We start from the raw sequence: 21,157 nt of genomic DNA on the forward strand, positions 1-21,157 counted from the left end.
TTTATGAAGATTTTGAAAAATATTATATTGTTTTTCCTGGCAATCATTGTATTGCTGCTAGTGGCCGGTTTATTCGTGAAAAAAGAATATGCCATTGAAAGGGAAATTGTAATCAATAAGCCGAAAGCAGAGGTTTTTGATTATATCCGACATATTAAAAATCAGGATAATTATAGCGTCTGGAATCAAAAAGATCCTGCTATGAAAAAAGAATACAAAGGAAATGACGGAGAAGTAGGATTTGTATACGCCTGGGAAAGTACCAGTAAAGAAGTAGGAAAAGGGGAACAGGAGATTGTTCGTATTGTTGACGGTGACAGAGTAGATATGAAACTCCGCTTTAAAGAACCTTTTGAAGCCGATGATGATGCATATATGATCACAGAAGCGGTATCGGAAAACCAAACCAAAGTAAAATGGGGTTTTAAAGGATCGATTAATTATCCGATGAATCTGATGTTACTCTTTATGGATATGGAAAAAGAACTCGGAGGTGCTTTGGATACCGGATTAAAAGACATGAAAGCCATATTGGAAAAACAATAAAAAAGGGATGAGAGTGGTTGTAAAACCGCTCTTTTTTGTTAAAACTACTCTTTACGGTTGATTTTAAGGGTTTACTTTTGATGAAAAGTAATTTTTGAAGTATATTTGCACACCGTTTTTATAAATAATAATGAAAACTGCCTTGAACGCTTCAGAAAAAACAATTTCGCTTACCTCTTTATTTACGGATTTTAAAGAAATCACCAAAGCAGGATTGGCTATTAGTGTTGTTTTTTCATCTATAGTAGGCTATTTATTGGGTGTTTCTGATGAAGCTCCTTTTAGTTGGGTTACTTTTATTCTGTTAGCTGTTGGTGGATATTTTATGGTTGGAGCTTCTAATGTTTTCAATCAGATCATTGAGAAAGACCTCGATGCCTTAATGGATCGTACCAAAAACAGACCACTTCCGTCCGGAAGAATCTCAAAACAAACTGCATTTATCTTAGGAGCTGTGTTAACGGTAATCGGAATTGCAATCTTGTATTCGATTAACCCTAAAACAGCTATGTTTGGTGCCATCTCCATATTCTTATATACCAGTGTTTATACACCGTTAAAAACCATGACACCGCTTTCGGTATTCGTTGGCGCTTTTCCGGGTGCAATTCCGTTTATGTTAGGGTGGGTAGCGGCGACAAATGAATTCGGTATCGAAGCCGGAACCTTGTTTTTGATTCAGTTTTTCTGGCAATTCCCGCATTTCTGGGCTATCGGTTGGTTTTTGTATAAAGACTACGAAAAGGCAGGATTTTTTATGTTACCAACCGGAAAACAAGATAAAAAGACAGCATTGCAAACCATTTTATATACGGTTTGGTTAATTATAGCATCATTGATTCCTGTTGTAGGATTTACCGGTGATTTAAAACTGAGTTATATTGCTGCGGCTGTAGTATTGCTGTTGGGACTTTGGATGTTGTATTTTGCAGTAAAATTATATAAGGAAATGGATGAAAAAGCAGCTCGTAAACTGATGTTGGTGAGTGTTTCGTATATCTCATTGCTGCAATTGGTATATGTTATAGATAAATTTTTACGATAGGATAGTATGAATACGGTAGGTAATATTAAAATGTCAGTACAGGAGCATAACGAACGAAAAGCGAAATCGTATAAGATGATGCTTTGGTTTGCAATGATCAGTATTGTAATGGTGTTTGCAGGCTTAACCAGTGCTTATGTGGTAAGTAAATCCAGACCGGACTGGTTGAAAGATTTTACATTGCCAAGTGCTTTTGTAATCAGTACAATAGTGATGTTGTTGAGTAGTGTGACATTTCATCTGGCGAAAAAAGCCATTCAAAAAGATAACAGAAAAGCAACAACCAATTTCTTAATGCTGACATTAGCTTTGGGGATAGGATTTGTTGTGCTGCAATTTGTTGGTTTTAATCAGGTAATTGAAAGTGGTTATTTTTTTACCGGAAGTGAGAGTACCATCACAACTTCGTTTTTATATGTGGTTGTAATTGTGCATTTGGCTCACTTATTCGGGGGCTTAATCGCACTTTTAATCATAATTTATAATCATTTTAAACAAAAATACAATTCAGGTCAAACCCTTGGAATAGAGCTAGGTGCAATGTTTTGGCACTTTCTGGATTTTCTTTGGGGATATTTGTTTTTATTTTTCTATTTCTACAAATAGAAAAAAAATGTAAATTTGGGAACTTTTTAACTAATTACTTTATAATGGGAGCGACAGTTACTACAACAGCTACTAATGGAAAAACTTGGGACGGCGGAAACGAGCCGATGGGAGCCAGCTACGGTAAGATGATGATGTGGTTTTTCATCGTATCGGATGCTTTGACTTTTTCTGGATTTCTTGCAGCCTACGGTTTTTCAAGATTTAAATTTATAGAATCCTGGCCTATTGCCGACGAGGTTTTTAACCACTTCCCGTTCATGCATGGCGTTGATGCACCAATGTACTATGTGGCATTGATGACATTTATTTTGATTTTCTCATCTGTAACCATGGTATTGGCAGTAGATGCAGGACATCACATGAAAAAAACAAAAGTTGCTATTTACATGCTTTTAACGATCATCGGAGGTTTTATCTTCCTTGGATCTCAGGCATGGGAATGGAAAAACTTTATTCAGGGTACTTACGGTGCTGTGGAAACCAAAGGAGGATTAATTCTTCAGTTCGTAGATAAAGACGGAAAAAGAATTGCTTTGGGAGATTTCGCTGCTCACCTGCCTAAAGAAAGAGAACAATTAACAAGAGATAAAGGAGTTTGGTTCATGAAAGAATCGTCTATTCCAAGCCATTCTGTTAAAGAAGTAGTGGAAGGATTCAAAGCAAACCCGGATTTATTGATCCGCTCCGAATTCAATACAAAAGATAAAACGAAGACTGTATTGTCAAGAGAAGAGTCTTTGAAAAAATTAGAGGAAGCAAAATATGTAGTGGAAGGAGCTAACCTGATCCACAACGAGTATGGTCACAAATTATTTGCTAACTTCTTCTTCTTTATTACCGGATTCCACGGATTCCACGTATTCACAGGAGTATTAATCAATATCCTTATTTTCTTTAATGTTCTTATCGGAACATATGAGAAGAGAAGAAGTTATGAAATGGTTGAAAAAGTTGGATTGTACTGGCACTTTGTAGATTTAGTTTGGGTGTTCGTATTTACATTCTTCTATTTAGTTTAATTGATTTAAAAGAATAAGAATATCATGGCACATACACACGAATCAAATACAAAGAGAATCTGGGTTGTTTTCGGAATTTTATCCCTAATTACTATCGTTGAAGTAATCTTAGGTATCGATAAACCTAAAGCATTATACATGACAAATCTTTTGTCAATGAATTTATTAAACTGGATTTTCATTATCTTAACAGTCGTGAAAGCATATTACATTATGTGGGCTTTCATGCACCTTGAAGGAGAAAAAGGTAGTTTCAGATGGTCAATTGTTGGACCACTGGTTTTTTTAATTATCTATTTAGTGTTCATCTTACTGGTAGAAGGTAATTATATCTTTGATGTGTTTAAAAATTCACCATACAGATGGATTTTTTAATAGCATATTAAATTATAAAAAAGGCGGTTATTCAACCGCCTTTTTTTATTTTTGTGGATACTAAAATTAAGGTATATCCAATGAAAAAATATATTGTTCTTACCGTTCTTTTTGCTCTGCCAATCTGCGCTTATTTATTCTTCGCTTCCGGTGTAAACAGCTTTGCAAAATTACCCACCGTTACACCCAATATCAAAGAGCTTTCCGGATGGAAATCACTCGAAGGTGACACTGTTCGCCTGAAAAATAAAATTACCATTCTGGGCTTTCCGGGAATGGAAATGCTTCACAATAAAGGTGACGCCTTTAACCTCGATCAAAAAATTTACAATAAAAACAGAGAGTTTGCCGATTTTCAGGTTGTGATGATCGCTCCGGAAGGAACGGAAGATCAGGCACGCCAGTTAAAAAGTGAATTAAGCGGGATTTCCGATTTAAAAGTATGGCATTATGTTTTTGCCAAACCGGAGGAAATAGAAGCGTATTATAATTCATTGAAGCTTGTCGGGAAACTGGATGATAAATTGCGCACCCCTAATGTTTTTATTATCGATAAGGATCTGAATTTACGAGGACGCAAAGGGAAAAATAAAAAAGGAGAAGAGGAGTATAAAGAAGGATATAATACCATCTCAGCAGCCGATCTTCATAATGAAATGAGTGATGATGTGAAAATTATCCTGGCCGAATACCGATTGGCACTTAAGAAGAACAACAAACGAAAAATATAATGCAATACGGATAGCGCTATTATAGCTGTTACTTCCACTTTAATAACAACCTTATGAAAAATAAATCGTACATCGGGATTTCATTTATCGTACTGATCTTCGGTATTTGGGCGGTTCCGAAAATCCTGGCCAAATTTCAAAAAGCAGATTTAGTTACCATCGGACCGGTTCCAAAGTTTGAACTGACCGATCAAAACAATAAAAAAATAAGTAATGCCGATTATCTGGGGAAAGTTTATGTTGTAGAATTTTTCTTTTCAACCTGTCCGACGATATGTCCTATCATGAATCAGAACATGTTGAAATTACAAGAAGAATTTTACGGTAATCCGAAATTTGGAATTGCGTCTGTTACGATTGATCCGGAACATGATACACCGGCCGTTTTAAAAGCCCATGCAGAACAGTTAGGGGTCAAAAATTACAATTGGCATTTCCTGACCGGCGATAAAAAATATATTTACGATCTGGCTTTAAAAGGTTTTAATCTGTATGCGGGTGAAAATGACAAACAAGCCGGCGGATTTGAACATTCCGGTTTATTTGCTTTAATTGACAAAGAAGGAAATATACGTTGTCGTAAAGACAGTTTCGATAACCCGATATTGTATTACGACGGATTGGAAGAATCCGGAATTAAGATGTTAAAAGAAGATATTAAAAAATTACTAGAAGAATAGTTGTAATGGAAAATACAGTTGAAAAAAAATATAATAAATGGATTATAGTACTTTCAGTAGCTATCCCATTAGTGGTTGCTTTGTTATTTGGAGTTAATCTGAGAAAGTTAGGGTATGATGTACAGCCGTTATCTTTTTTACCGCCTATTTACGCAACGATCAATGGAATTACAGCGGTTTTATTAGTAGCTGCGGTTTGGGCGATTAAAAACGGAAAAAGAGCCTTGCATGAAAACCTGATGAAAGTGGCAATTGCCTGTTCGGTGGCTTTCCTGGCGATGTATGTGGCGTATCATATGACTTCTGATTCAACTAAATTCGGTGGTGAAGGAGCAATCCGTTATATTTATTATTTTATTTTGATAACCCATATCCTTTTATCGGTGATCATCATCCCTTTTGTTTTGATTACGTATGTAAGAGCGATAGCAGGTAGTTTTGAGCGTCATAAAAAGATAGCGAAGATTACCTTCCCAATGTGGTTATATGTAGCCGTTACCGGTGTGATTGTTTATCTAATGATTTCCCCTTATTATGTACATTAAAAAAAAGGTGTTAACGGCATTATTATTTGCGGTTACCCTGTTATTTTCGTTTACAACCAATGCGCAATGTGCTATGTGTCGGGCAGCATTGGAGAGCGAAGAAGGCGGAGTGAAAGCAGAAGCGGTTAACGATGGTATTGTCTATTTGATGGTAATCCCTTATGTATTGGTTGGTGCTTTGGGGTATGCGATATATCGGCTAAAGACAAAGAAGAAAGAAAAATAAAAGATTTTTATAGTATCGGATAAAACCGGAATTTTGTCACTTATATATATGAAAAAGTGATAAAATTTCGGTTTTTCTATTTTTTACTTTTTTAAATGATTTTTAAGTTGAGTTATTGTTAAAATCTTGGTTTTAGTATTTTGAAGCTGTAAGTATTGTGTTTTTTATAATGTTTTGTAATGAAAAGTTTATGTTTTTATTAATAATGTAAAAACAAACCGAAATTGCTGTTATAATTTATAGTTTTGCTGTTTTGTTTAGAAAACAGTATTAAATTTTTGATAAAATAGTAATGAAGACAACTTTTTTTGTAAAATCCTTACTGATATCACTGATCATTTTAAATTTTCAATCGGTTTCAGCCCAGAATAATAAAGGCTTTTCTTCAAGCCGATTGTGGATAAAAGGTGTGCAGGATACTTTGCCAACTTCTCGTAATGCAGGGAACAATGTTCCGCTGTTTAATTTTAATCCGACTATACTAAAAACGGAAAGTCTGTTCAAAAACAAGTTGACTGATCAGTCTTCATTGTTTGTGGTTTTTAAATCAGATGTAGAAGAAGAAAAATCCGTTTTGACACTTAAATACGGTAAAGAAAAAACGTTTGTAACCAATAAACAGATCCTTAGTGATAAAGCATTGGAATATAAAGAAGTTGATTCTAAAAACGGGATTGTATTAAGTTATCTGTATGACAAAACAGAACCGTTTGTAAAAAAGAAAAACACCCTTCTTTTTGATATTGTTGATGATATTCAAAATAGTAAAGACAACAAAGAGCAATTGTTGGAATTTATTTATTTTCCGAAAGTCGTAAGTGCAATAGAACGCCGTAAAGTAGAAACCTATCTTTCTATAAAATACGGTATTTCCTTAAAAGGGAATTACGATTATATCAATGCTACACATGATACGATATGGGATTATAACAAAAACAAAAGTTATAATAGCCGGGTAACCGGTATTGGCCGTGCTGATTCTCAGCAATTGTATCAAAAACAATCCGGTAATGCAGAACACGATGGATTGTATATCGGTTTAGGGACGATCGAAAAAGAAAACAGTACCAATAAAAATACGCTGAACAATAACGCGTATCTTATTTGGGGAGATAACAATAAGATGTCCGGCATTCCGGTTAAAAATGATGCGGGAGTACAAAAAATGGACCGAATCTGGAAATCAGTCGCTTTTAATAAAAAAGCACAGGACACCATTTTTACTCAGGTGAGAATCCTGAAAAAAGAAATGAAAATTGATTCCGGTCGGGCTGAAAAAGATAAATTTCTTTGGTTAGCTGTTTCCGCGCAAACAGAAGGGGAATTCGATTATACTTCAGCTACTTATTACAAACAAGTACAGTCGGTAAACAATGATACCCTTCATTTTAATAGAATTCCATGGAAAGATACAGCGTTGTTCACCTTTGTAAAAGCACCGGCTTTCTTTGCCGAGATAAAAACTACGGATCCTAATTGTATCACACAGGAACAAGGTAAGATTGAAGTTAAATTTATCGGTGGTCAGGCACCGTATAATGTGACATTGCTTTCCGGAAATCTGAAAAAACAATATACTACAACAGAAACGTCTTTATTGTTGGAAGATGTTCGCCCGGGTACTTACCGTTTAACGATTGTAGATTATACAAAACAGCTATTTGAAAAAGAAGCCATCATAAAAAGTTTGGATAAGTTGGATGTACAGCTTGCTGAAAAATGGTATTTAAGCACTGATGGATCAATCGATATCATGCCTATAATTGCCGAAGGAAATGAAAAAGAGCTTACCTATGAATGGTTGCATGATGCGGATATAATTGCAACCGATAAAAAAGCAACCATCACTCAAGCTGGAAATTATTCACTCCGTATTCTTAACAAGGAAGGTTGTTCAAAAGTGTTGCCTTTTAAAGTACTGACAAGCGATAACAGCAACGGTGAACAATTGGCATTATATCCGAATCCGGTTGGTGTAACCAGTGATTTTTCTATAGTGTTTAACTTATTAGAAAAAGCCGATGCTCAGATTAAAGTATACGATCTGAACGGAAGGCAAATTCGCGAGAAAAGCTTCAAAAGTATAAAGTCCTATACACATAAAGATAATATTAGTGTAGAAGGAACTTATATGATATTGATCAATATCAATGGTGAAACATCAGCCAGAAAATTAATAGTTAGATAATACAATCACACCCTACTCATATTTAGAAGCATGGATTATAGAAATACCCGTTATTCCGGGATAAAGAAAAACGTTTTTCAAACGGTGCATTATATTGTTTTGATCGGTATGCTACACAGTACATTTGTAGCACCGGCTCAAGGAATTTTAGAAGCCTATTTTAAGCCGTCGAATATCCAATATTATGCCGGTTCAATGGCAAAAAAACATCCGGAAAGATTATTCGGTAATTCGGATACTACAGCTTTGTCTAATCAACCCGGACAAACTAAAACCGAATCGGTTCGTGTATCAAATGATGTTACAACAGTAAAAACAGCAACGTCTGCTGCAAAGCAATGGGCCGCAGATATCCCGTCGGGAATTATTGGAAGTTCAAAAGAAATGCCGATGGATAGTCCTTCGGATAACGTTTTTAAATTCAATATCGATGCATTGCCGGATAGTCGTAATTATAATATCTATCTGACATATGATGTATATGGTGTAGACGGTGTTAATGCTGTATCAAGATCCATTAACGACCGCTTGGCAACAGGTGGTTATATAGTTAAAGGAACTAATAAATGGAGTCAGCAAAAAGAAGAAATCGACGGTAACTGGTTAAAAAACGGAGAGAACAAAGTTGTTTTTGCGACTCCGGAACGATCAACCTATCAATATAGTATCAAAAATGTGACGATTGCGGTTGAGAAAAAGAAACCGTTAGAAATCGCACCGACGGTTATTGTACATAATTCAGATATTACACTATCAAAAGATAATAAAATCTATATCAAAGGATTTCTAAAAGGGAAAGAAGAAGCGATTGCTAAGGTAACTGCTAATGGAAAAACATTGCGCTATAATAACGGTGAATTTGAAGGTTTTATTGAGTTAAGTGACCGAATCAAAAAAGACCAGCTTGTTGTGATTAAAGCGGAAGATGAAGGAGGATTAATCGGACAGGAATTACTTACGCTTGGTGCTGTTTTGGAAGCTGATCAATCTTTTGAAATCGAAAAATCGAAAGAATATTTATCCAATCGTTTTGAAGCCTACAAAGGTGGCATGTTAGCAGTATCCGGAGCTAAAATTACAATACCGGACAGTGCATTGGTAAAATCCAGATTGGTTTCGATTCGGGAGTTACGAAAAATCGATATCGTTCCATTAGGTCCCGGATTAATCAACGTAACAAAAGGGGGGAAAGCCTATCGTTTCTTACCCGATGGAACCAAGTTTGAAAAACCTGTAAAAATCGCATTGGAATATGACAGCTTGTTAATTCCGAAAGGATATACGGCTGCCGATATTAAATCTTTTTATTTTGACACTCAACAGAAAAGATGGATTGAAGTAAAAAGAGATCAGGTGGATACGGAAGCAAAAAGTATTGTATCCGAAACAACCCATTTTACAGATTATATCAACGGAATTATTCAGGTGCCGGAAAGTCCGCAGTCAACAGCATTCGCGCCAACAATGATGAATGATATTAAAGCCGCAGATCCGTCAGCAGAAATAACAATGATGAGCCCACCGCAAGCGTCATACGACGGTAACGCGAATGTGAGTTATCCGATCAAAATACCGGCCGGAAGAAAAGGAATGCAACCTAATCTTGCCGTACAATATAGCAGCGAATCCAAAGGAGGATGGTTAGGAGAAGGATGGAATATTTCAGTTCCGGCGATCACATTAGATACCCGTTGGGGTGTTCCGCTTTTCGATGCGCAAAAAGAAACGGAAATTTATACATTGGCGGGCGAACAGTTAATGTATCCGAAAATGGCTAACGGAGAGGATTATATGCCGAACCGACATATGGATGCCGGTACAGCATCAAACGGATCACCGGTTTACAGTACGGAAAAACAGTTGCGTTCCTATGCTTTATCTGCAAATAAAAAAGCATTTTCATTCCGGAAGAAAACGGACAATACATTAGTTGAAAGATTTGGGTCAACACCTGCAAATTACTTTTGGAAAGTAACCGCAACGGATGGAACTATAAGTTGGTATGGTGGAAAAGATGGAGCGATAGACGATAATGCAGTTATTAAAAATGATGATGAAAATATAGTGCACTGGGCGCTATATATGACGGAAGATGTATATGGGAATCGAGTGAAATATGTCTATAATCAAGCAAATTTACCTGTGCAAAGCGGTAATAATGCCAATTTGACTTCCAGACGTTCTTTTTATCTGAAAAACATCTATTATACCGGTAAAGGTACTGATGATGGTAAATATCGTGTTGAGTTTATTAATGAAACAACATTGCGTCCGGATGTAACGATAAATAACCGTTTAGGATTAAGACAGGTTGAGCCATATCGATTGACAAAAGTTAATGTCTGGTATGATACAACTAAAGTGAGAAGTTATGATTTTGCATATGCGATCGGGAAATTCAATAAATCATTGCTTAAGACAATTACTGAAAAAGATGCGACGGGACAGATTGCTTATTCTCATAATTTAACCTATTACAATGATTTACCAAGTAATAATAATGTTTTTGATCAGGGAATTAAAGTAATATTGCCTACTGTAGCACCGAACTATCAGCTTAATTTCGGAAACCTGCTCAATGCATCTAAAATGAATTCTTCTCAAAATGTTGAAAACGGATGGGAAGTAGAAATGTCAGGTGGAGCCGAATTACGATTTTGGTCGCATAGTCAGAATGAATCGGCTACATTTATGGGAGGTATGCCTTTTGGAGAATCCAAATCAAAAGAGGTAGGGAAAGTCACATTGATTGATATCGATGGAGACGGATTGGAAGATGTGGTATATCAGAATAGTGATGGCTTATGGTATCATGCACACCAGGTAAGAGAAACGGATATAAAAGATCACACTTTTGTTACTGCGAAAAAGATAAATAAAGCAAAAGAATTTTTTAGAAGCGAGAGTATCACTAAAAATAAGTTCGGAGAGTCATGGAATGCAAAATTTCAATTTTATAGCCCAGCTTTTTATTATGGTGAAAAACGATTCGTTGGTCATTCGGATACGATGACGTATTTTACGGATGCAAACCGAGATGGCTTGGTCGATATCGTAAGTAACGGAGTCGTATACTTTAACCGATTAGACACGAATGAGACCCCTACGTTTTTAGCATCGAGTGAATTAACACCAAATATGCTAATTACAGCTGAACCGGGTGTAAGACCCGCGCCGGAAGCACCGGACGAATTACAGAATGTAATGGTTGATTATGATATTGTGAGGGTATGGGAAGCTCCGGAAAAAGGGATGGTAGTTATTAGAGATCAGATTTCACTGGAAGGAAACAATCCTAATGATAAAGCAGTATATTCGATTGAGAGGGTAGATAGAGATCAGGTTGCTTTTAGACTTTATTTAAAAGAGTTGGTGGCTGGACAGGCACCAATAAATGTACTGGTAAATTCTTATGATAACAGTGTGCCATTGTCACAAAACCGATATTTTGGTGGTGATGCCATAGCGGTATATAGACGAGATAAAATCTATTTCAGATTGCATAAAAATACAGATGGGAATAATCCTGTTTTAAAGTCAAATCCAAGTATAGAATATGTAGCAGGTCCACAACCAGTGCGTATCGATCAAAATGGTATCGACCATAATAATGTTAATTATAAAGATTCCTTTATTTTGAGTCATGACGATGAGATCGGATTGCAAGGTACCGGTAAAGTGAAATTTGAATGGTCGAATTTTACCGTGTCCAATATGTCGGATGATGTGACCTACAAAATTGTAAAATATACTTATACTCCGAATTTTGCAGTTGCGCCTACAGAAGAGGTGATTTATCAAAAGGTTTGTCCTCAAAATGCAAGTACAGTAGTATCGATGGCAGGAAATGCTATGCCGAATGATATCAGTAATTATGTGGTGTCCAACCTGAACAATCAGGAAGTTTCGTTTAAATTGATTGTAGAGTCAGATTCAAATGTAAACTGGAAAACGATAGAATGGAAGCCTAAATTTACATATATCCCGGATGCTAATGCTATTAGCTCGGGTGTTGCCGAGAGAAGTGTTTATAAATATCCTGTAGCTAAATATTCGATTTTTAGAGGAGCTTATAATGGTAAATACCGATTAAGTGGTAATAATGCCAATTTGCCTAATGGAGGAATGGTATGGAATGTGCCAAATACAGTACAGACATTCGGATTGAAAGTAAACACAGGATTAAATAGTACCCCGGCACTCACCAGCTCGGATAACGGTTCTTTTACATTAGTTGTAAAAAAAGACGGGAAATATATCGGGAAAAGAAAAATTACAATTCAAAACGGAGTAGTTTCTGTTTCGAATAATAATGATCCGATAACACTTTATACCGGGAATATTAATTCAATATCACCGACTGTAGATATTACAGCGGAGTTTTATATGAACGGAGTCGAGAATGATATCCTTTTTCAAAAATGGATGCAGTCTGCAATAGGACATAATTATACTTATTCAGAACCGGGTCAAACACCTGTGTCTGAATATTCAACCCTAGGAGCATTAATATATATCGGATATAACTGGTCACTGCCATATCAAACAGGTGATAATTATAAACGTGACGTTATTTACAGTAGTTATTATACCAGTAGAAGTTACGGTAATGATATACTTTTTGCTCCGTCACAGAACCATTCATTAGAGCATCTTGGTCCACTTTATAACGGCTGGGGGCAGTTTATGTATAATGAAAATCATGATCCGAATGCGAATACACCATCTGATACTTATGGAAAACTAATTAATACGGAAGTGGTAAATAATCCTTCATTGGGAATGCAAAGCGATGTATTAGAACAGATGGGAATCGATACCAGTCAGTGTAATAATGCACCGGATCCGGCTGCCTGTATACAAAATTTATTTGTGAGTACGCTGAACCTGCCGGGACAAAATACCGATTTTTCACAGTATACTATTGCAGAATTACAAGCTCTGGGGAATTCGTTACAGCAACTTGTTGTTGACCCTCCGGCAATATGCTTGTGGGCAGCGAAGCCGATCCGAAGTGTAAACGGAGATAATGTAATGACAGAGAAGTGGCAAGGAATGTTTGATTCGAATTATACAGCAAATACAACGATGCGTGCCGGTGATTTCGAAGGTTCTGAGTTTGATAATTTGTTTAATGAAGATGATAGTGATACGCATTTTACAGAACAGATTGATCTTCAAACGGGAATGTATGCGATTAATAAACATCATCAAAATGCATCTAGATCTTATACCATAGGATGGGGACCTCTCAACTTTAGTCGTAGCAGCTTACATGATGAGGGATATAGTAGAGTAACTCAAGAGTTTATGGATTTAAACGGAGATGGTTATCCTGAAATATTCTGGTCGGAGAATCTACAAACAACAACAATGACCGGTGGACACAATGCCCAGTTAGGCGGAGATCCGGGTTATGGAAATATATCGGTAAATCATAGTGAAAATAGTGGTATTACCTTGTCACAAGGATCGATTATTGCCGGAGCAAAAAGCGCAGGAGCTGATAAGAATAGCGATAGTAACGGAAATGGAGGTGAAGAAAAAAGAGCTCTTAATATAGGAAAACCATCCGGAAGGATTGGAGTTTCGGCTAGTTTGGATGGTGAAAATTATGGCGAAGATTTTTGGCAGGATATCAATGGTGATGGGTTAGCGGACAGAGTTAATATTAACGGCAGTATTTTTACTGTACGATTTAATAAAGGTAAAATAGAAGCCGGAGCCGGTATAAATGCAGGAGGGTTGGAAAATCCTATGAGTTTTACCAATCTAAGCCCTTATGTAAGTTCACCGAGTCCGTTAGGTATAAATTTAGGTTTTAGTATTGACGGAGCGATTAACAATATATTAGGGTCATTGTCAATGGGGTTCAGTATTGATATCGGAGCGAGTATGAACGGTGGAAATACAAAGGTCACTTTTGATGATGTTAATAACGACGGTTTGGTGGATATTATCACAGAATCAGGAATTCGTTTTAATGAAGGAAATAAATTTTCCGGAACGGTATACCCGATTACACTAAACCTTAATAATGATTCTAGAAGTACAGCATTAGGAGTGAACGGTAGTCTTTCAGTATTTGGAGGTTTCCCGATTTGCTGTCCAATTTTCTTCGGAATTTTTCTTCCTATTATTCATGTTAAATATGGAGGTACAACCCGCGGAAGTGCTAACTTATCAATAGCTGAAAGTTTAAAATCCTACAGGGATTTTGATAAAGATGGTTTTACCGATATGGTAGCTAAAGACGGTGGTGACTTTTTGGTTTTTCACTCTAATATTAAAAGAACCAATTTGTTAAAAACGGTTCAAAACCCATTGGGAGGAACTTTTACAGTCGACTATACACCGAAAGCTGTTGATTATAACAACCCGCATTCCCGATGGGTAATGTCAGGACTTGTAATTCATGATGGAAAAACATTGGCCAATGAAGGAATTGATGTTTATAGAAAAAGCTTCGAATACGAAAGAGGTCGTTATGACAGACGGGAAAGAGAGTTCTATGGTTACGGAATGACAAGAACACTAGATTATAAATTAGGCGAAGAAGCTTATCGAACGACTGTAACGGAATATCATAACGATAACTATTTCTTAAAAGGATTAGTGAAAAAATCGTATGTAAAAAAAGGGCCATATTATGGTACAGCCAGCGGTCCTGTATTTTCGCAAACGGAGAATTTCTATGAGTTAAGAAAAATATTGGCAAACGGTCAGATGGATATTAATTCTTCGTTACCGCTAACATTTGACGTGGGAGGAAAAGAAGGTAGAAAACAGGCCGGTGTGGTGATGGTTAAAACCCGAAATGAGGTTTATGAATTAGGAACAAACACGATTGTTTCGGAAAGCCGTATGAAATATGACGGTTATGGTAGGGTTACGGATTATATCAATAATGGAGATCTGGCAACCACAGCCGATGATTATTCGTCTACGGTTTCCTACCATAATGATGCTGCTTTAGTTGCTAAAAATATCCTGAATGTTCCGAAAGAGATTAAGGTGTTCGATTCCAGTAGCGGTTCTTCTGTGTTGAAACGAAGAAGAATGACGGATCAAATCGACCCGAATACAGGAGCAATCGGTGCGATTCTGGCGTATAAAGACGCGGGTAGTTTTGTGAAAACTACTATGGAATATGATGGTTTTGGTAATCTTATACGGGTGGAATTCCCGCGAAATCATAATAATCAGGCTTTCTGGTATATGTACGGATACGATACAGCAACCAATAAGTATGTGACACAGATCGATGATGCCTTTGGTTATTATTCGACTACAGAATACGATCCGAAATTTGATAAAATATTGGAATCTATTGATATAGGTGGAAGTATCGTCCAATATCAGTATGATACCTTCGGTCGACTAGTTACAGTAAAAGGACCGAAAGAACTCGTTGCGGCTATTTCGGATTATACGATTAGATTTAAGTATTATCCTACATATGCGGATTTAGGAGCGAACCCATGTGTTTCAAGTACCGACTTCCTTCCGGTGGCGGTAACAACGCATTATGACGAACAACACGATCCGAATGCGATTGAAACGTTTACGTTTATGGATGGATTGGGAAGACCAATACAGGTGAAAAAGGATATCGAAATCAATACAGGAACAGTTGATAAACCGATGTATGAAGAAGCGATGTCGGTTTCAGGATGGGTGTATTACGATGATTACGGACGAGGAATCCGACAGTATAATCCTACTTATGAAGGTAAGAGCTGTACGGTAAATTATAAGATTAACCAACAAGTGGTTCCGTATTTCTCAAAAACGGAATACGATGAATTAGACCGCGTGGTTAAAACTACTGATCAGGATGGTAAAGAGGCAACAATAGCTTATACGATCGATACGGATCAAAATGGTAGTATGGCATTAAAAACCCGATCAGTTACAGATCAAAACGGATCACAACTGGTGATATCGGAAATATTTAAAGATGTCAACGGAAGAGTGAATATGACTAAGAATGTAGGGCCATCAGGCGATATCTGGACAAAGTTCAACTATAACGGAATTGGTGAATTGTTGAGCTATGTTGATGCGGAAGATTTGACTACAACTTATGACTATGACGATTTGGGAAGAAAAACGGAAGTAACACATCCGGATAACGGAACAACAAAATATGCATATGATGATTCTGGCAACCTTACTAAATTGGAAACGGCTAATTTAACAAATGCTGGAACTGCTATTTCATATGAATATGAATACAACAGACCAATTAGAGTTAAGTTCCCGCCAACCGCAAGCGGAGCCAATATTAGTGATGTGACCTATAAATACGGAAATGGCGGACCGATAACAGGTAGGCTAACCTATCAAAAAGATGCTTCCGGGGAGCAACATTTTGATTATGGTAGTATGGGTGAACTGATTTATAACAGACGTACAGTTGTGGGACCGAATATCCCGACACGTGTATTTGAAACGTATTTTGAATACGATAGCTGGAACCGATTAAAAAAGATGACTTATCCGGATGGAGAAAGAGTATCGTATTACTACGATCTTGGCGGAAATCTAAACCGAGTGTTAGGAAATGTAGCCAGTACGGATTACGAATATATTAAACGTATCGATTACGATCACTACGAACAGCGAATGTATTTGTTATACGGAAATAACACGGAAACCAAATATACATATAGTCCGTCATTACGACGTTTGAATAATCTGAATGTTAAAACGGCAGACCAACAAAATATGTTTAACAATAATTATACATATGATAATGTCGGAAATGTCAGAGCAATTACAAACAATGCAGTATATAATCCTACGAATCGATTAGGCGGGACTTATGAGCATAGTTTTAAATACGATAACCTGAACCGACTGGCATCAGCTAGGGGTAGTTTTACTGGTTTTGTAAACCGGGAAACAAACAATAACAGTAATTATGCATTGGACATGGAGTATAATGATACACATGGTATCAAAGTGAAAAATCAGGGACATACCATTCTAAGCTATTTAACCAATCAGGATAATACGTATAATAATAATTACGAATATGTTTCCGGATCGCATAAAGTGAAGAGTATTGTCGATGCGAATACCGGAAATACGGAAGACTTTAAATATGACTTAAACGGAAATATGACGGTACGATCGACATCGGCAGGAATGAATACTTCGATGTATTGGGATGAAAGTAACCGTTTACGTGTGGTAGATAAGGACGGTCAGATGCAACATTATATTTATGATGCTACCGGAGAGCGTATCTTAAAAGGAACTTCACGAGTGGAACAGGTGTTCGAAAACGGAACATTAGTAAACGGAAGCGGTGTAAGTTTTGAAGCCTATACAACTTATCCGAGTGCCTATGTTGTAGTTGACGGAAGAGGAGAATACAGTAAGCATTATTATGCCGGAGCGCAACGTATTGTTAGCCGAATCGGAGAAAGCGATGCCAGTATTTTTGAACGTTTGGATAAAACGGAGTTGGATGTTAAAAAGCTACAACAGGCTCAAAAAACGGATTTGGAACAAATGGTTTCGAAATCGGATAGCGGAAAAGTGTACTTTAAGGATTATCAACCGGAGACACTTACGGAAGAAAAAGACAGTGAAAAGTCGGAGAGTGAACGAGCCTCGCAGGTAACGGAGCAGTTCCCGTATACAGATATTTATTACTACCATCCGGATCATTTGGGATCAAGTACGTATTTAACAGATGCGAACGGAATGCCGTACCAATTTTTCTTAAATTTACCATTCGGAGAAACAATGGTGGAAATGCACAGTTTTACAGAAAACTATGCGTCACCTTATAAATTTAACGGTAAAGAACTGGATAGCGAAACGGGAATGTATTATTACGGTGCCCGTTATTATGATCCTAAAGTTAGTATTTGGTTAAGTGTGGATCCGTTAGCTCAAAAATATCAGGGATGGAATCCGTATAATTATACGATGCAAAACCCGATTAATTTGATTGATCCTGATGGAAAACAATCTATTGATCCACCTTTTAAAAGAGGTTCGTTAGCTAAGCCAGTTTTTAAATACGATTCAGGATTTTCTAAGTTCCCAAAAAATAAAGGACAATCAATTTGGGATGAAGTTTCTTATGGATTTTGGAATCTAGCAGGTAAGGCCGCGAGTTATACCTCATTGAAAGATGCTTCGAAAGCATATTTACATTATATAGGTGCAACAGGAACTGATTTGAATTTTAACTTAGGTAAATATTTTAAAGAGGACTATAGTGGTAAAATGACTCTTTATGAGTTGAGAGAAATTGCTAAAAAGAGTGCAATGGAAATTCAACCAGGAGTTGGGCAAACTGAAATGACAAGTAAAGGTTTTTCTGCGGGTAGAGCTGCTGATTTTCCTTATCCAGAAACACAGAATTGGCAAAAGGCAATAGGAGCATTTAATTTATATATGAGAGCAAACGTTTCCGTAGCTGAACAGAAAAATGGAGATTTAGAATATACAATGCAGCTTACTATTTTTGGAGAAGATTTATATAATTTTAATCCAGGAGCTAAAGATATTGCAACCGGCGTTAGTGACGATTCTAATGGTAAGTTTGAAGTTCAAGGGCTTGCTAAGCAATTTATGTCAAAAGGAAAGCATAAAGAAACTATACATTGGTCTGTAAAAAAGAAATAAAAAATGAAAGAGAGAATAAAAATAGTTGTTTTTAGTGTGTTGGTTATAATATGTTTTTCATGTAATCTAAAAGAAAAAGATTACAATGAAAATATTAATGAATTAAATGAGTACATTAATAATATAGAAAAACCAAGAAATGTAAAGTTTAAAATTTATGAGTTAAATTCGAATGTCTCTAGAATTGGCCCTTCAGATAATTGCTTAGTTGCAATTTTAACCTATTCTAAAGATGACTTTTTAAGGATAAAGAATGAAATCGTAAAAGAGGAGCCTGTTGATATAAAATTTATTAAAAAAGATGATAAATTAGCATGGTTTCCTAAATCTGTTACTGATGAATTTGTTTTAAAAGGAGATTTGTATTATAGTATTAAAGCCAAATCCTATAAAGCTAATTGTTTTTATAAAGATCCATATATACATGGTTTTTGCTTTTTTACAGATCAGAATGAGATTTTTTTAAGCTTATATGCTTTATAAAAAAAATAGATCGCTCGGATTTGCAATCATAAGTGTTCGAAACCTTAAAAGCTATATTTTTGAAATAAAAAAGATGAATGTTTCAGAAGTGCTGAATTATATTCCAAAAGAAGAATTGTCAAGATTATCATTGGAATACAATATTGATTATCAAGTTAAAAAATTAGATGGGCAAACCATGTTTCAATTACTCTTGTTTTCAATGCTTAATGTGAGGCATAACAGTTTAAGGGTAATGGAACATTTTTACCATTCTTTAGCCTTCAAAAGTATTGCCAATCAAAGTTTTGACGGCGTTAAGTATAATTCACTAAGAGATCGATTGGTTACAATTAATCCCGATTATTTTGAAGCTATCTTTAAAAAATGTCTGGAACAATTTCAAGACAAATATTTACAGAAAAAACATAACATTATTTCGTTCGATTCGACTCTTGTAAGTATTTCTTCAAAGCTTTTAAAAGAAGGTATGCGAATTAATAAGCAAGGAGATAAAAGGTTCGTAAAATTTAGCATGGCATTTTCAAATGTACCTGTTCACTCGAAAATATTTACTGAACAGGGTTTTGTGTCAGAAGATTTTGCATTAAAGGAGCTAATAAATGAATGCGTGTTAAGCAAAGAAAATATTCTGGTTTTTGACAGAGGTCTTCAGTCTAGATCTAGTTTTGAGGAGTTTAATGAAAATGGTTTTATTTTCGTGACCAGGCTCAATAATTATACGCGTTTTGAAGTGATTAATGAATTTGAAGTCAAGGAGCAAGAAACGGAAAAATTGACTATAAACAGAGATATAGAGGTAAGACTTTATGACAAGAGTAATAAAAAAACACAATCCTTCTTACGCTTGATAATAGCTACTGAAAAGCAAAGCAAAGAAGTGTTTTACTTCTTGAGTAATAGTGATAGTTTAACCGCTAAAGAAATAGTTGCTATTTATAAACAACGATGGGAAATAGAAGTATTTTTCAAATTTATCAAACAGCATCTTAATTTTAACCATCTAATATCGAGAGATATAAATGGAATTAGAGTTATGATGTATATGACCTTGATTACGGCAATTCTTCTTACTGTTTATAAAAAACTTAATGAGTTAAAAGGCTATAAAATTCCAAAATTAAAATTTGCGAATGAACTTGAAGTGTTGATAATTAAGGATATAGTGTTGAAGTGTGGCGGAGATCCAAACAAAATGCAGAATCTTTTTGGTACAAGTTAAGGTTTCGAACACTTATGATTTGCAATCCGAGCGAATAAATAAAACAAAAACCTAACCGTATACATATACATGGTTAGGTTTTTTGTTTTTTTGCAGTAGGATAAGATTTTGAATATACTATTTTTGTTTTACTTGTTGAGCTTTGCGCGGATTACAAATCAGCGTCATCCAGACTTTAATGAACAAGCTAAAAAGATGTTATGCGCTACAAAAATATAAAGTGATGAAGAAGTTTTTATTTATAGTATTATGTGTGTTCTTTTTTAGTTGTAAGAAAACAGGTGGGTTAATTGCTGTTAACGATCAGAAAAAATATACTTGTGATATTAAATATGAATCAAATAATATATTGTTTTCTTTTAAAGATTCAAATGGGAAAATGTTGTAAGAATGGGTTTTTTTGAAGAAAAAAGATTGTTATGTTGTTAAAAATGGCCTGCCAAAAGAATATAAAGACTGGGTAGAAATGGAAGTAGTTTTGTCGAAAAAAGACACTAGTTATTCTTATAGCTTTTTAGGAATAGATTATTTAAAAAAAATAATGAAATTAAGCGAAAGGCAAGGATATGTGAGTATTTATGAAATGAAAGGTTTAGCAGATTTTAAAAGGGAAATATATTATAATTCACAATTTGAAATTGATAGTATAATTGAAATGTATGATGATGATTTGATTAGATATAAATAAAAGTAAAGCCTAGCCGTATAAGGGTTAGGTTTTTGCTTTTTTGCAGTAGGATAAGATTTTGGATATATACTATCTTTGTTTTGCTTGTGGAGCTTTAGGCGGATTGTAGATCCGCGCCATTTACATTTTACAAGAGTAACACTTAGTTCA

At 35.7% G+C, this 21,157-nt stretch carries 14 protein-coding genes; all 14 read left to right on the forward strand.

What is annotated here, in order from left to right; translation table 11 throughout:
- The first annotated feature begins 3 nt into the window (after window positions 1–3).
- The 14 genes from NOX80_RS05705 to NOX80_RS05770 all read left to right on the forward strand — a co-directional run bounded on the left by NOX80_RS05705 (window position 4) and on the right by NOX80_RS05770 (window position 21,007).
- The gene (locus tag NOX80_RS05705) at window positions 4–546 is read left to right on the forward strand and encodes an SRPBCC family protein (protein ID WP_256552352.1); all 543 of its coding nucleotides are present in this window, start codon (window positions 4–6) and stop codon (window positions 544–546) included.
- A gap of 130 nt (window positions 547–676) precedes the next feature.
- A complete protein-coding gene (gene cyoE, locus NOX80_RS05710; protein WP_371926080.1) occupies window positions 677–1,591 on the forward strand; it encodes a heme o synthase in 915 nt (304 codons plus the stop codon).
- Between the two features lie 6 nt (window positions 1,592–1,597).
- A complete protein-coding gene (locus NOX80_RS05715; RefSeq protein ID WP_256552353.1) occupies window positions 1,598–2,197 on the forward strand; it encodes a cytochrome c oxidase subunit 3 in 600 nt (199 codons plus the stop codon).
- A gap of 44 nt (window positions 2,198–2,241) precedes the next feature.
- On the forward strand, window positions 2,242–3,219 hold the full coding sequence (locus tag NOX80_RS05720; RefSeq protein ID WP_256552354.1) for a cytochrome c oxidase subunit 3: 978 nt from the start codon (window positions 2,242–2,244) through the stop codon (window positions 3,217–3,219).
- Between the two features lie 24 nt (window positions 3,220–3,243).
- Entirely contained in the window at window positions 3,244–3,594 is a 351-nt protein-coding gene (locus NOX80_RS05725) for a cytochrome C oxidase subunit IV family protein (protein WP_256552355.1), read from the forward strand.
- Window positions 3,595–3,674: 80 nt separating this feature from the next.
- Window positions 3,675–4,325 (forward strand): hypothetical protein, encoded by a 651-nt coding sequence (locus NOX80_RS05730; protein ID WP_256552356.1) that lies wholly within the window; start codon window positions 3,675–3,677, stop codon window positions 4,323–4,325.
- Between the two features lie 53 nt (window positions 4,326–4,378).
- Window positions 4,379–5,005, forward strand: a complete 627-nt coding sequence (locus NOX80_RS05735) for an SCO family protein (RefSeq protein ID WP_256552357.1) — start codon at window positions 4,379–4,381, stop codon at window positions 5,003–5,005.
- Window positions 5,006–5,010: 5 nt separating this feature from the next.
- On the forward strand, window positions 5,011–5,550 hold the full coding sequence (locus NOX80_RS05740; protein WP_256552358.1) for a DUF420 domain-containing protein: 540 nt from the start codon (window positions 5,011–5,013) through the stop codon (window positions 5,548–5,550).
- The gene (locus NOX80_RS05745) at window positions 5,540–5,776 is read left to right on the forward strand and encodes a hypothetical protein (RefSeq protein WP_256552359.1); all 237 of its coding nucleotides are present in this window, start codon (window positions 5,540–5,542) and stop codon (window positions 5,774–5,776) included. The genes NOX80_RS05740 and NOX80_RS05745 overlap by 11 nt, the downstream gene beginning before the upstream one ends.
- Before the next feature lie 292 nt (window positions 5,777–6,068).
- Complete coding sequence (locus NOX80_RS05750; RefSeq protein WP_256552360.1) at window positions 6,069–7,964, forward strand: T9SS type A sorting domain-containing protein; 1,896 nt, start codon at window positions 6,069–6,071, stop codon at window positions 7,962–7,964.
- Window positions 7,965–7,994: 30 nt separating this feature from the next.
- Window positions 7,995–18,614: a SpvB/TcaC N-terminal domain-containing protein gene (locus NOX80_RS05755; RefSeq protein ID WP_256552361.1), complete on the forward strand. Its 10,620-nt coding sequence runs from the start codon at window positions 7,995–7,997 to the stop codon at window positions 18,612–18,614.
- A 3-nt stretch (window positions 18,615–18,617) separates the two neighbouring features.
- Window positions 18,618–19,097, forward strand: a complete 480-nt coding sequence (locus tag NOX80_RS05760; RefSeq protein WP_256552362.1) for a hypothetical protein — start codon at window positions 18,618–18,620, stop codon at window positions 19,095–19,097.
- Window positions 19,098–19,170: 73 nt separating this feature from the next.
- Window positions 19,171–20,319 carry an IS4 family transposase gene (locus NOX80_RS05765; RefSeq protein ID WP_256552363.1) on the forward strand — a complete coding sequence of 383 codons (1,149 nt, stop codon included), beginning with the start codon at window positions 19,171–19,173 and terminating at the stop codon, window positions 20,317–20,319.
- A 400-nt stretch (window positions 20,320–20,719) separates the two neighbouring features.
- Window positions 20,720–21,007 carry a hypothetical protein gene (locus NOX80_RS05770; RefSeq protein ID WP_256552364.1) on the forward strand — a complete coding sequence of 96 codons (288 nt, stop codon included), beginning with the start codon at window positions 20,720–20,722 and terminating at the stop codon, window positions 21,005–21,007.
- The last annotated feature ends 150 nt before the right edge of the window (window positions 21,008–21,157 follow it).

Origin of the sequence: Flavobacterium cerinum (assembly GCF_024496085.1) — a bacterium.
Lineage (GTDB): Bacteria > Bacteroidota > Bacteroidia > Flavobacteriales > Flavobacteriaceae > Flavobacterium > Flavobacterium cerinum_A.

Coding starts and splice junctions, on each gene's coding strand:
- NOX80_RS05705 (WP_256552352.1), top strand. CDS start 4: ATGAAGATTTTGAAAAATATTATATTGTTTTTCCTGGCAATCATTGTA.
- cyoE (WP_371926080.1), top strand. CDS start 677: ATGAAAACTGCCTTGAACGCTTCAGAAAAAACAATTTCGCTTACCTCT.
- NOX80_RS05715 (WP_256552353.1), top strand. CDS start 1,598: ATGAATACGGTAGGTAATATTAAAATGTCAGTACAGGAGCATAACGAA.
- NOX80_RS05720 (WP_256552354.1), top strand. CDS start 2,242: ATGGGAGCGACAGTTACTACAACAGCTACTAATGGAAAAACTTGGGAC.
- NOX80_RS05725 (WP_256552355.1), top strand. CDS start 3,244: ATGGCACATACACACGAATCAAATACAAAGAGAATCTGGGTTGTTTTC.
- NOX80_RS05730 (WP_256552356.1), top strand. CDS start 3,675: ATGAAAAAATATATTGTTCTTACCGTTCTTTTTGCTCTGCCAATCTGC.
- NOX80_RS05735 (WP_256552357.1), top strand. CDS start 4,379: ATGAAAAATAAATCGTACATCGGGATTTCATTTATCGTACTGATCTTC.
- NOX80_RS05740 (WP_256552358.1), top strand. CDS start 5,011: ATGGAAAATACAGTTGAAAAAAAATATAATAAATGGATTATAGTACTT.
- NOX80_RS05745 (WP_256552359.1), top strand. CDS start 5,540: ATGTACATTAAAAAAAAGGTGTTAACGGCATTATTATTTGCGGTTACC.
- NOX80_RS05750 (WP_256552360.1), top strand. CDS start 6,069: ATGAAGACAACTTTTTTTGTAAAATCCTTACTGATATCACTGATCATT.
- NOX80_RS05755 (WP_256552361.1), top strand. CDS start 7,995: ATGGATTATAGAAATACCCGTTATTCCGGGATAAAGAAAAACGTTTTT.
- NOX80_RS05760 (WP_256552362.1), top strand. CDS start 18,618: ATGAAAGAGAGAATAAAAATAGTTGTTTTTAGTGTGTTGGTTATAATA.
- NOX80_RS05765 (WP_256552363.1), top strand. CDS start 19,171: ATGAATGTTTCAGAAGTGCTGAATTATATTCCAAAAGAAGAATTGTCA.